Origin of the sequence: Olsenella sp. AGMB03486 (assembly GCF_040884255.1) — a bacterium.
Taxonomy (GTDB): Bacteria; Actinomycetota; Coriobacteriia; order Coriobacteriales; family Atopobiaceae; genus Olsenella_L; species Olsenella_L kribbiana.
On record NZ_JBEVTM010000004.1, the window covers coordinates 161,534 to 173,535 of the forward strand.

Genomic DNA, 12,002 nt, shown 5'->3' on the forward strand with positions numbered 1-12,002 from the left:
AGCCCTCTTTCCTTTATGCATAGAGGCTTCCCGTATTGAGCACCGGCTGTGCATCGGACTCGCCGCAGAGCACGACCATGAGGTTCTGTGCCATCGCTGCCTTGCGCTCATCGTCGAGCTCGATGGCGCCGCCTTCAGAGAGCCTGTCGACTGCCATCTCCACCATCGAGACAGCACCTTCGACAATCTTCTTGCGTGCTGCGAGGATAGCGTCAGCCTGCTGGCGGCGGAGCATGGCCTGGGCAATCTCCGGTGCATAGGCAAGGTGCGTGAGGCGTGCGTCTTCGACGGCGACACCGGCTGGTGCGAGCCTCCTGTCAAGCTCTGCCTTGAGCGCATCGCTCACCTCTTCGATGTTCGAGCGCAGCGTGATCGAGGAAGCAGACTCGTCCTCATCCTCCATGTGGTCGTAGGCATAGATGGAAGCGACATGGCGAAGGGCGGTCTCGGTCTGCATGGAGACATAGGACTCATAGTCATCCACATCGAAGACAGCCTTGGCCGTATCGGAGACCCTCCACGACACGACCGTGGCGATTTCGATCGGGTTGCCCATCTTGTCGTTCACCTTGAGACGTTCGCCGTTCAAGGTCCTCAGGCGTGTCGAGATGACAGAACCGCGCACGCTCTTCAATCCTCCCTTGCCGCGCTCGGGCTTCTCGCTGTCAAGCCCTGCCTCGGCGAGCCCCAGGTTCTTTGCGTAGAGCGGGTTTGCCCACCTGAGCCCTTCGTCGGTGACCGTGCCGACATACTTGCCGAAGAGCACACAGACGCGGGCCTGCCCCGGCTGGAGCGAGAAGAAGCCATTCGAGAGGAAGCAGGCGGCGGCGAAGACGACGATTGTGAAGATCAGGAGAGGCATGCTGAAGGCAGGCTCAGGCAGCAGCAGATCGTCTGCTCTTGCAAGAGATGTGACATCGAAGATGAAGAGCGCGACAGATACGACGAACATGGCAAGTACCACGAAGAACATGAGCCAGCCGCTTGCGGCATGGGCCTTCTTTTCGACACTCATGGCTGAGCATCCTTTCTCTCGGAAATCCTGCCTACCTGGCAGCCCGACCTCCGAATCTGATTGCATTGTGATATCACATAGATCTCATGTCAAGCTAGTTGCACAGCAGCTGACGAAAGCCTTGCACATGCTGGCGGAAAGAATGGGCAGGCCAGAAGACCTTATACCGCGTCTGCCGGAAAGATTCCGTATGCCTGCTCCCCCGCATGGGCGAAGCGCACAGCTGAGATGCCGAGCGATGCGGCAAGGACAGAGCTCCCTGCAATCTCTTCCGGAGTGCCTTTCGCCAGAAGCTGGGTCGGACGGGCACTGCCGAGCACGCAGATGCCATCGGAAAAGCGCAGGGCCAGATCCACATCGTGGGTCACGCAGACGATGGTCGTCCCCTGCTCATCCGCAAGCCTTCTCACGAGCTGCATGAGATCCAGGGCTGCTCTCACATCGAGATAGGTCGTCGGCTCGTCGAGCAGGAGCGTACACGCTCCCTGCGCGACCGTCATAGCGAGAAACGCGCGCTGGCGCTCCCCGCCCGAAAGCTTCCTGGCATTCCTGTCTCTGAGCCCTTCCAGTCCCATGAGCGAGATCGCTTCGTCGACCTTGTCCCAGTCCGCCTTCTCCAGCTGACCGAAGGGCCCCATATGCGTATAGCGCCCGCAGGCAACCAGGTCCCTTACCTTCATCGACGGCGTCCTGTGCACCTGCGGAAGCATCGCCAGAAGCCCTGCCCGCTCCTTTGCAGAAAGGGAGAGCGTATCTGTGCCCGAGAGGAGCACCGCTCCGCAGGCAGGCTTCAGCATGCCCTCCGTCAGGGCAAGAAGCGTCGACTTGCCGCAGCCATTGGGGCCGAGCACGGCCGTGATACCACCTTCGGGAATGGCAAGGGAAAAGCCCTCGAAGAGCTTGCGCTCCCCGTAGCCGAACGAGATGTCCTGGAACGTGAGCACATCACTCATCGCGGTACCCCTTCCCCTTCATGAGGAGGAAGATGAAGAAGGGACCGCCGACAGCAGACATCAGGATGCCGACCGGCAGTTCGTAGGGTGCAAAGAGCGTACGTGCCAGAAGATCTGCCAGGAGCGTGAAGGCAGCGCCCCAGAGCGCGGAGACCGGAATCACGCGTCTCAGGTCGTGCCCGACGAAGCGTCTTGCCACATGGGGCACCATGAGGCCAATGAAGCCGATGAGGCCCGAGAAGCTCACGGAGGCTCCTGCCAGAAGCGAGGCAATCGTGAGGCCTGCTGCACGAAGGAGAGCCACCGGCACGCCGACCGCATGCGCCGCCTGGCTGCCGAGCGAAAGCACATTGAGACGTGGCGCCAGAAGAGAGGCAAGCACGATGCCTGCGCAGATGAGGACGGCAGGCAGGCCGAGATCTGACATCACGATGCCGGAAAGCCCGCCCACAAGATAGGTGGAAGAGCCCAGATAGGCATTCGGCGCGATGATGAGGATGGCATTCATGCCTGCTGTGAAGACGGCATTCACGGCGACCCCTGCAAGCACGACCGTAAGCCTGGAGACGCCGGCCCTAGATGACACAAGCAGTATGAGCCCCGAAGCGAGAAGGGCGCCCAAGAAGGCAGCAGCCGGAAGAGGCAGCGGCAGCGCGATACCGACCGTTGCCAGCGCGCTCACCGTGAGCACGGCGAGTCCTGCGCCCGAGTTCGCGCCGATGATGTTGGGGCTTGCGAGCGGATTGTCGAGCACCTCCTGGATGAGGGCACCCGAGACCGAGAAGGCGGCGCCCGCAAGGACTCCTGCCAGGACGCGGGGAATGCGGATCGAGACGAGGATGCTTCTTGCCTTTGCCGCCATATCCTGTCCTGTCGCAAGCGCCCAGACGTCGCCGACGCCGACACCGGAAGCGCCAAAGACAAGACCCAGAAGGATCGCTGCCAGAAGCGCCCCGACAGAAAGAAGTGCCAGGGCACCGAAGCGTCTGCCTCTGTGCCCTGTCCTCTTCATCTCTTTGTTCTCAGCTGCAGCCACGACTTTCCTTACTTGCTGAGCGCCTGGCCCACGATCTCATAGGACTCGGCCCACTTGTCGAGCGGCTTGTAGAGGAAATGCGCCGCATCGAGCATCGTGACATGTCCTTCCTTCACAGCGGTCAGGTCTGCCCAGGCAGAATCAGAGCCGACTGCGTCCTCATAGTACTGCTGTGCCGTCGCCTCATCGTCAGAAGCAGCAAGCACGAGGATGTAGTCAGGATCAGCCTCAACCACAGCCTCCGTGCTGAAGTCGGAAAGAAGGCTCGGATTCTCGTCTGCGATATTCACGGCACCGAGGTCACGCACGATCGCTCCGGTCATGCCCGAGGAGTCCTGCACGACAAGGCCCTTCGAATAGGCGCTCACGACAAGCACGGTCGGCGCCCTTCCGGCGACGGAATACGTCTGGATATCGGCGTCGATCTGGCTCTTCACGGCAGCGACATGCTGCTGGTAGAGATCGTCCCTGCCCGTGATCTGGCAGAAGATTCCCATGACGCGCTCATAGTCTGCAAATGTCGTGACCTTGAAGAAGGCGACAGGGACGCCGGCTTCGCCGAGGGCCGTCTCCATATCCTCCTGGGAGACCCCTGTCGCGTGCTTGCCGTCGGAGATGCCGGTCATAATGACAAAATCGGGATCGAGGTCGAGGATGCTCTCGAGATTGAGCGCTGTCGACTTGCCGACACCGGAAACGGCCGAAGAATCAACCCCGTAGTGCGCAAAGGCATCGTCGGAAGCGCCGACAAGGGTGCCGCCTGCGAGCTGCCAGGCGCCCGCAAAGGAGCCCATACAGGCAACAACGCGCTGCGGATTCGAGACCGTGACTTCGCGGCCCAGATCGTCCGTGAAGGTAACGCTCTGCGTGTCGGAAGCAGCAGACGTGCTCTGTGCATCGGACGAGGATGTGGTGGTCGAGGTCTGGCTGCAGGCAGGAAGCGCCACGAGGCTCGAGGCAAGCAGGAGCGTGGCTGCCACCGCGGCAGGGCGCACAAGACGGCTGTCATTCAGCATGGAACGCTCTCTTTTCTGTCGATATCGGTATCGATGAAGATGCAGGCTGTCTGTCTCAACGGATAGCTTCGGCTTCCCGTGCATGGCGGACAAAGATGGCACTCACGCCCGGCAGGGAGCCAAGGCCCGCCAGCGTGCAATCCGTAGCAATGCCAGCTGCGTTCAAGCGCGATGTCCAGCTTGCTGCGCCCTCTCCCGCAAGCTGGCGGCGCACATGGCTTCCTGCCGTGAGCATGAGCGGGACAATTGTAGCCGAATGCGTACCATTGCGTACGAGCTTCTTCGCGACCTCGTCTGCATCGGGCGTGCCTTCCATGAGGCCGAGGGCAAAGTCGGTGCGCCCTGCTGCATGTAGCGCTTCTACAACACCTGCATAGGCGGCATCTGCCACGCCATTTGTCCCATGGCCCACCAGCACGAAGGAATGGCCCGGGACAGGCGGCAGGGCTTCGGCAAGAACCGAAGCCACCTCCATCTGGTCGCGCCAATCTGCGAGAAGCGGGCGTCCGAGGAGAAGGCCATCCGGAAAGCGTTCAGCAAGAGCCTGCGCTTCTGCTGCAAGCTTGTCCCACGCATCGCCGCAGACGATGAGGCCTGGCTGGACGATGGCTCGCGTGACGCCTTCGTCTGAAAGAGATGCAAGCGTCTCGCCGAGGCTTGTGGATGCAATGCCACGCTTTGCGAGATGCTCCCTCACCCAGGCACTTGTATAGGCCTCAGCAAAAGGCAGGCCGGCAAACGCATCCGCGAGTGCCTCTGCGACAGGCGCGATGTCGGTCCTGCGCGCTTCATCCACAAGCGTGCCATAGCTTGCAAAGACGATGCCCTCACGCATCATGGCTTACCAGCACTCTCGAGACAGCGCCGGATGCATCCTTCTGGTAGGCAACGATGGAGGGCCAGGCAGGCGCTTCGAGCGAGATGATGCAGTAGATGGCAGAAGGGTCCTGCGCAAGCCGCAGATCCTCCTCAGATGGTCTGGCAGGAGTCTCAGGGTGCGAGTGCCAGTTGCCCAAGATCTCCATGCCGGAGCTCCTGGCTTCCTTGAGGATCTTCAGCTGCTCTCTGGGTGAGATCGTGAAATGCTCTGCCGTATGGTCGGCATTCTCGCAGAAGAACACGTGCTCGACGAAGGCTTCGCCTTCCTCGTCGCGATAGCCAGCCAGAAGGCCGCAGGCCTCCTCTGGTGCATGCGAGCGTGCCCACTCTGCCATGCTGTGGAAATCGTCGCCGCTCAGATGGAGCATGCCTCTCCTCTCAGTCGAGCGCGGTGCCATGCTGCGCCAAAGAGCATGCTGGCTGCTCGTAGTCGATGAGCTCGGTCACGGTCGGATGGTCTCCGCATACCGGGCAATTCGGATCTCTCGGCGGCAGCTTGATCGTGTGGAAGTCTCCCTTGAGCGCATCGAACGTGAGGAGCCTTCCTGTCAGAAGCTCACCTATGCCGCAGATGTATTTTATGGCTTCAAGCGCCTCGAGGCAGCCGATAACACCGGCAATGGTACCGATGACGCCCGCCTGCTTGCAGGTCGGCACGGCATCCTTCGGCGGCATGTCACGGAAGACGCACCGATAGCACGGCCCCTCTCCCGGCACATAGGTCATGAGCTGGCCCTTGAAGCGGATGATGCCAGCATGCACGAAGGGCTTATGTCCCATCACGCAGGCGTCATTGATCAGGAACTTCGTCGAGAAATTGTCGACGCCGTCGATAACGAAGTCATAGCCGGCAATGAGGTCGGCGATGTTCGAGGAGTCGAGGAACTCGCGATACGTCACGACGTTCACGCCGGGATTGATATCGTGCAGGGTCTCTGCCGCGCTTTCCACCTTCGGCTTGCCGATGTCGGACGTCCCATGGATGACCTGGCGCTGGAGGTTCGAGAGCTCGACCTCATCTGCATCGACGATGCCGATCGTGCCCACGCCAGCCGCACCCAGATAGAGCGCAGCAGGAGCGCCGAGGCCACCAGCACCGATGATCAGGACCTTGGCAGCACAGAGCTTCTTCTGGCCCTTGACGCCGACCTCCTTGAGGATGATGTGGCGCGAATAGCGCTCGAGCTCGTCAGGCGTGAATGCCATGTCAGCAGCCTCCGCCCATGAAATAGAGGAATTCGACCGTATCCCCCTCGTGGAGCGCCGTCGTGGCAAAGGCGGAATGGTCGACGAACCCCTCGTTCACCGCGACCGTCACATATTCCGCGTTCTCCACCTTTTCGTCTGCGATGAGCTGGGCAAGCGTCTCCCTCTCGGGCACGCTCTTCTTCTCTCCGCCTACCGTGATGTTCATGGCTGTCCTTCCTGCATATCCAGACATCAGCTATGCACTATTCGTCTTCGAGCTTCTTCACGTCGAGGTCGTAGGCGCCGTCCTCTGCTTCCTTGAGAGAGAGCACCTTCTGTCCGTCATCGGCAAAGCTCCTCGGCACGTTCTGCATCGGTTCGCCTGCCGCCAGATGCACCCTCAGCACCTTGCCGATCTCGAGCTCAGCAAGCGCTGCCTTCGCCGTCACGAATGTCATCGGGCACACCAGGTCCGTGATATCGACGGCATCTGCTATCTCGTAGGGTTCCTGTGCCATCGCTCTCTCCTTGCTGCTATGCCACCGGGGCTGGCGGCTCGACCTCTACCGAATCTGCCTTGGGGCATCCCTCAGGCGCTGCCTCGTCGTAGGCCTTCCTGATTACCGGCACGAAGCTCTCCCAGCCTTCGCGGTCGAGACAGAACTTGAAGCGGTCGCCGGGAATTGCATGGTCGTCGTACCACTGGATCGTCGCATCGGCCACGGCGAGCAGCTGCTCGTCGGACTCGACCGGCGGCAGGAGCTTCCTGCCCTTCGTGATGTGGTTGCCGAAGAGGCCGCCGAACGTGAGGTTGTAGACCGTCTGGTAGTTCCAGGAGGCGACCGGGCACTTCTGCGAGCACTTGCCGCAGGAGACGCACTTCGTGTAGTCGACGACGATTCTCTTCCCGTCATCCGTGATGGCGCCCGGCTTGCAGACCTTGGAGCAGATGCCGCAATGGATGCAGGCATCCGGCTTCCACTGGACCTTCCTGCCGCCCTTGATACCGAGATCGTTCTCCTCGGCCTTGAGGCAGTTGTTCTGGCAGCCCGTGACGCCGAACTTGAACTTGCCGGGAAGGTCGCGTCCGAAGTAGCGCTTATCGAGCATCGTCGCGACCTTGCAGGAATCGATATTGCCCGAGGGGCAGACAGCAGATCCCTGGCAGCCCGTAACCGTGCGCACACGCGCTCCGCAGCAGCCCGGCTCGACACCGTACTCGGCGAGCATCGCCTTCACGGCATCAGCGTCCTCAACCTTGATGAAGGGGATCTCGATGGCCTGGCGGCTCGTCAGATGGATGTAGCCATGGCCGAAGGCGTCAGCCACCTTGGAGATGCCGATAAGCTGGCGTGAATCCAGATGTCCTGCCGTGATATGGAGACGCAGCGAGTAGAAGCCTTTCTGCTTCTGCGCCATGAAGCCGCCCTTCTTGAGCGCGGCATTGTCGATCTTTGCCATGTCCTCTCTCCTCTCCAGCCGGAGCTGGTCATAGATTTCAGCATAGGCGCCCAGATGGGCTCTCCCCTACTACCTCTTTTCTATGTTTGGCTATCGCTTTGGCAGATCGCAGAATTCATTGTTTCCTATATAGAGACCTCTGTCAGCCACGCCCCCCGGAAGAGACAGGCCGAGAGCAGCTGCGGGATGTGCGACAGGGACAAAGGAGCTGCATCCCGGAGCGCCTCCAGATCCTGAGCATCCCGACCTCGGGGCATCGCCTTCTTCCTGTGTCTGGGAGCGCCGTCCGCCAGCAGCTGGTACGGACTGCCGGGCCGTCCGCTACAATGCAGGAGATAACCGCCGTCTTGCCGAGGAGCTCCATGCGCGTCATCAAGAGCATCAACAACAATGCCGCCATCTGCGTAGATGGCAAGTGACGCGAGCTCATCGCGCTCGGAAATGGCATAGGCTTCGGTGCGATTCCTCGCGAGGTCCCGCTCTCCGACATCAAGCGCACCTTCTACGGCGTCGACCCCAAATACCTGGGACTCGTGAGCGAGCTTCCCGAAGATGTGCTTGAATTCGCGGCACAGCTGGCAGACCTTGCCCGTTCGAGCCTTTCCTATGAGCTCTCGCCGAACCTGCCTGTCACGCTTGCCGACCATATCGCCTTTGCAATCAAGCGCGCCGAAGAGCATATGGTCGTCGAGATGCCGCTTGCCTTCGATGTGCAGCAGAGCTATCCGGCCGAGTACCGCATCGGCGAGATGGCAGTGCATGGCATCGAGCGCACCTTCAGCGTGCATCTTCCCCGTACGGAGGCTGTCGGCATCGCCCTCTCGATCGTGAACAGCGCCGTCTCTGCAAGCACCCACGATACGGAGCGCCAGCAGATGACGGAGCGCCTGATCGAGGGCAGCACGAAGATAGTGGAGAGGCGGCTCGGGATCGAGGTCGAGCGGAGCTCCTTCGACTATGCCCGCTTCGCGACCCATATGCGCTACCTGATAGGCCGGCTGATCTCTGGCGAGCATGCCTCTTCGGGCGCAGCCGCCCTGCTGCCGGAGCTTCTGGAGCGCTATCCGGAAGTGTCTTCCTGCGACAATGCCGTCGCAGACTATCTCGGGCAGAATCTCATGAAGACGCTCGACGAGGAGGAGCGGGTCTATCTGATCCTGCATGTGAACCGCGTCTTCGAGCGTGAGACGGCAAAACGCCCCTAGCACCTGCCGTTCACGACAGAATTCCGACCGTTCGCTCTTTGGACCCCTTCAGTCTGCTTCTGGCTGCCCTATTCTCTCCCATGCATTGGGTGCTACGCACTGGACTTCGCTCCACGAGGCATTACCAAGGCTGGGACGCATAGATTCTGTGTGCCCTGCTGCTCTGGTATGGCTCGGGGGGCATTTTTTGTATGCAGCAATCCTCCGGAGCCGGAGGAAGGCGCCTCCTCCAGAAGCCAGAGCAGATGGAGTATCTGGTCACGCTCTGATCTGGGAGGCACGAGATGACAGACAACGAACGCATTGCCGCAGAGGTCCTCGACGCTGTCGGCGGCAAGGACAACATCACAAGCATCGCGCACTGCATGACAAGGCTGAGGATCAACCTGAAGGACGAATCGGTCCCCGACGACGACAGGATCAAGGCTATCAAGGGAGTTCTCGGCTGCCAGTGGTCGGGTGGCCAGTATCAGGTCATCATCGGCCAGAACGTTCCGAAGGTCTACGATGCGATCGTGAAGCTCGGCGTCTCTGCTGGCGGCGCGATTGACGAGAACCTCGATGACGACAAGCAAAAGGAGCCCTGGTCGGCAAAGCGCGTCGGACAGGCAATCCTCAACTATCTCTCGAAGACCATGGTCGCCGCCATCCCTTTCATGATGGGCGCAGCAATGTTTCGCACCATCGCTGTCATCGCAGGCCCGGGCATGCTCAATGTGTGGTCTGCCGACTCCGAGATCTACAACCTGTTCTACAACTGGATCTACGACGCCGGCTTCTACTTCATGCCGATATACCTCGGATACTCGGCAGCACAGCAGCTTGGCGCCTCGAAGATGCTCGGCATGATGATGGGAGGCATCCTCATCGCGCCTGATTTCGTGAACATCGTCACGGCCGCAGCCGATACCGGCCAGGCCTTCACGTCGGTCTATGGCATACCCGCCATGCTCAATACCTACTCCTCGACCGTGCTTCCGATCCTTCTCTGCATGCCTGTGCTCTGGCAGGTGGAAAAGCTCTTCAAGCGCGTGATTCCCGACATGCTCTCCACCGTCTTCGTGCCCTTCCTCACGATGTTCGTGATGGTTCCCGTCGGCCTCTGCGCACTCGCCCCGATCGGCTCTGTGCTCGGCAATGCATTCGGCAACCTCATGTTCTCGTTCGGCAACGCCGGCGGCATCGCGACCATCCTTGCTCTCACGATCATCGCTGCCCTCTGGGAGTTCTTGGTCATGACCGGCATGCATCAGGTGCTTCTCATGCTTGGCATCATGCAGCTTCTGACGCTCGGCTCCGATTCCTGTGTCATGGTTGCGGGCGGCATCGCCCAGTTCGCAACCTGGGGCATGGCATTCGGCGCCTTCCTCAGGCTCAAGGAGCCCGATGAGCGCGGCGCCAACCTCGGCTACTTCCTCTCGGGCATCCTCGGCGGCGTCACAGAGCCTGCGCTCTATGGCTGCGGCTTCAAGTACACGCACTGCTTTGCCGGCATGATCGCAGGCGGCGCTATCGGCGGCGCTATCGCAGGCATCTTCCATGTCACGACCTATGTCCTCGGCGCCACCAACATCCTGGGTGTTGTCGGATTCGTTGCCGGAGGCACGTTCAACATGGTGATGGGATGCATCGCCTCTGCTGTCGCCTTCATCGCTGCCGCTGCCATCTCCTACAGCTTCGGCTTCACGAAGGAGCAGCTTGCAGCTGACCGGCAGGCCGCAGAAGAAGCTGCTGCAAAGAAGGCAGCCCTCAAGGCATAAGATGGATGAGCAAGCGAACAGAGAGGATGGTTGCACATGAAGCGTCTGCTTCTGAGAGCTGACGATCTGGGATACAGCTACGCCGTGAATCTCGGCATCGTCCGTGCCGTGAAGGATGGGGTTATACGCTCCGTGGGGCTCATGCCGAACATGCCGGAGGCCAAACGCGGGCTCTCCTGGCTCAGAAACGAAGACATCGCGATTGGCCAGCACACGAATGTCTGCCTCGGCACGCCGTGCGCAGACCCTGCGACGATTCCGAGCCTCGTGGACGAGAACGGCCAGTTCAAGAGCAGCAGGACCTTCCGCCAGAGCTTCAGGGAGGGCATCGACTTCGTCGACTACGACGATGCGGTGCGCGAGATCGAGGCGCAGCATGCCCGCTTTGTCGAGCTTGTGGGCAGAGAGCCGGACTACTTCGAGGCACATGCCGTCATGTCGAAGACGCTGAACCAGGCAATCTCTGATGTGGCAGCAAAGCACCACCTGAAGGAGCAGAAGGCCTCCTTCGACCCCGCAAACCACGTGCTCTGCGGCACGACCGAGGTCCGCATGTTCTGCGAGGACATGCTGCCACCCGAGCAGTACCATCCCGCAGTCTTCATCCGGCGCACGGCAGAAGGTCTCAAGGACGGCGAGACCGGAGTCATAGTGCTGCATCCAGGATATCTCGATGCCTACATCCTGGAACATTCCTCCCTCACGCAGAACCGTACGAAAGAGGTCGATGCCCTGATCGATTCTGACCTCAGAGCCTGGCTCGAAGCGCAGGAAGACCTCGAGCTCATCGACTATCGGGATATCGCCTAGAGCGAGGCATCATCCTCAGCAGAAGGCAGCACTGCAGACAAGCAGGGCTGCCTTCTCGCTTTGTCCGAACATATCAATCAGACTGCCGTTTCTGCCTCGGCGTAAGCATGTAGCGCGCATTGCGTCTGTCGCTCTGCTTCATCAGGACTCCGGCATCCGTCAGCTGCTGAAGTATTCCCGTACGCGCCGGACGCTCAGGCCAAGGGCTCCGACAACCAAGGAAGCACTAATTTCTTCATGCTCGTCGAAGAGTGCCCGTATTGCAGCCATCCTGTCGGCGGCTTATCGGCGGCTTATCGGAGATAGCCGCCGATAGACTGGCCTGGCGAATCCCCAGCCCCTGGAATGGCATACGGGAATTCGCGTACCGGCGTCTGTCATGACATCGGCAGGGCCGCAGTGTCACTCTTGGCATCGAGGGGCGCAGAAACACGTTGCTGCCATCTTCCTCGAACCCCAGCACAGCACAGATTTTGAAAGCACATGCCGCAACATCGCCGCCCAGGATGGATGGACGGCTAAAAAAGGCATGCCCTGAATCGGCGGCAGACACTCGCCTTCCGGCCAGGCCGCAGGAAAGACCTCAAGAGAGGGCACGGATCCGTCCCGCTTCTGCCAGGAGCGTTCTCCATCGCTGCTGTCTGTCCATGAGGCTGCAGGAGGTCTGAAGTCAGATGGC

Annotated in this window: 13 protein-coding genes; 3 read left to right on the forward strand and 10 right to left on the reverse strand. The window is 60.6% G+C overall.

Annotated features, from left to right (window positions below):
• Positions 1 to 13: 13 nt before the first annotated feature.
• The 10 genes from ABVS03_RS03485 to ABVS03_RS03530 all read right to left on the reverse strand — a co-directional run bounded on the left by ABVS03_RS03485 (position 14) and on the right by ABVS03_RS03530 (position 7,548).
• Entirely contained in the window at positions 14 to 1,015 is a 1,002-nt protein-coding gene (locus tag ABVS03_RS03485) for an SPFH domain-containing protein (RefSeq protein ID WP_368018061.1), read from the reverse strand.
• Between the two features lie 161 nt (positions 1,016 to 1,176).
• Positions 1,177 to 1,968 carry an ABC transporter ATP-binding protein gene (locus ABVS03_RS03490; protein ID WP_368018062.1) on the reverse strand — a complete coding sequence of 264 codons (792 nt, stop codon included), beginning with the start codon at positions 1,966 to 1,968 and terminating at the stop codon, positions 1,177 to 1,179.
• Complete coding sequence (locus ABVS03_RS03495) at positions 1,961 to 3,004, reverse strand: FecCD family ABC transporter permease (protein WP_368018063.1); 1,044 nt, start codon at positions 3,002 to 3,004, stop codon at positions 1,961 to 1,963. The genes ABVS03_RS03490 and ABVS03_RS03495 overlap by 8 nt, the downstream gene beginning before the upstream one ends.
• 8 nt (positions 3,005 to 3,012) lie before the next feature.
• A complete protein-coding gene (locus tag ABVS03_RS03500; protein ID WP_368018064.1) occupies positions 3,013 to 4,020 on the reverse strand; it encodes an ABC transporter substrate-binding protein in 1,008 nt (335 codons plus the stop codon).
• A gap of 55 nt (positions 4,021 to 4,075) precedes the next feature.
• Positions 4,076 to 4,858 carry a sirohydrochlorin cobaltochelatase gene (locus ABVS03_RS03505; protein ID WP_368018065.1) on the reverse strand — a complete coding sequence of 261 codons (783 nt, stop codon included), beginning with the start codon at positions 4,856 to 4,858 and terminating at the stop codon, positions 4,076 to 4,078.
• Complete coding sequence (locus tag ABVS03_RS03510; RefSeq protein ID WP_368018066.1) at positions 4,848 to 5,267, reverse strand: Mov34/MPN/PAD-1 family protein; 420 nt, start codon at positions 5,265 to 5,267, stop codon at positions 4,848 to 4,850. The genes ABVS03_RS03505 and ABVS03_RS03510 overlap by 11 nt, the downstream gene beginning before the upstream one ends.
• Before the next feature lie 10 nt (positions 5,268 to 5,277).
• On the reverse strand, positions 5,278 to 6,105 hold the full coding sequence (locus ABVS03_RS03515) for a ThiF family adenylyltransferase (protein WP_368018067.1): 828 nt from the start codon (positions 6,103 to 6,105) through the stop codon (positions 5,278 to 5,280).
• Position 6,106: 1 nt separating this feature from the next.
• On the reverse strand, positions 6,107 to 6,313 hold the full coding sequence (gene thiS, locus ABVS03_RS03520) for a sulfur carrier protein ThiS (RefSeq protein WP_330971587.1): 207 nt from the start codon (positions 6,311 to 6,313) through the stop codon (positions 6,107 to 6,109).
• Positions 6,314 to 6,350: 37 nt separating this feature from the next.
• A complete protein-coding gene (locus tag ABVS03_RS03525; RefSeq protein ID WP_330971588.1) occupies positions 6,351 to 6,605 on the reverse strand; it encodes a sulfurtransferase TusA family protein in 255 nt (84 codons plus the stop codon).
• A 16-nt stretch (positions 6,606 to 6,621) separates the two neighbouring features.
• Positions 6,622 to 7,548, reverse strand: a complete 927-nt coding sequence (locus ABVS03_RS03530) for a 4Fe-4S binding protein (protein WP_368018068.1) — start codon at positions 7,546 to 7,548, stop codon at positions 6,622 to 6,624.
• Positions 7,549 to 8,081: 533 nt separating this feature from the next.
• On the opposite strand from ABVS03_RS03530, the gene ABVS03_RS03535 reads away from it, so the two are divergent.
• From ABVS03_RS03535 to ABVS03_RS03545, 3 genes are all read left to right on the forward strand, one after another.
• Positions 8,082 to 8,753 (forward strand): transcription antiterminator, encoded by a 672-nt coding sequence (locus tag ABVS03_RS03535; protein ID WP_368018069.1) that lies wholly within the window; start codon positions 8,082 to 8,084, stop codon positions 8,751 to 8,753.
• A 284-nt stretch (positions 8,754 to 9,037) separates the two neighbouring features.
• On the forward strand, positions 9,038 to 10,513 hold the full coding sequence (locus ABVS03_RS03540; RefSeq protein WP_368018070.1) for a PTS transporter subunit EIIC: 1,476 nt from the start codon (positions 9,038 to 9,040) through the stop codon (positions 10,511 to 10,513).
• Between the two features lie 36 nt (positions 10,514 to 10,549).
• Positions 10,550 to 11,323 carry a ChbG/HpnK family deacetylase gene (locus ABVS03_RS03545; protein WP_330971592.1) on the forward strand — a complete coding sequence of 258 codons (774 nt, stop codon included), beginning with the start codon at positions 10,550 to 10,552 and terminating at the stop codon, positions 11,321 to 11,323.
• The last annotated feature ends 679 nt before the right edge of the window (positions 11,324 to 12,002 follow it).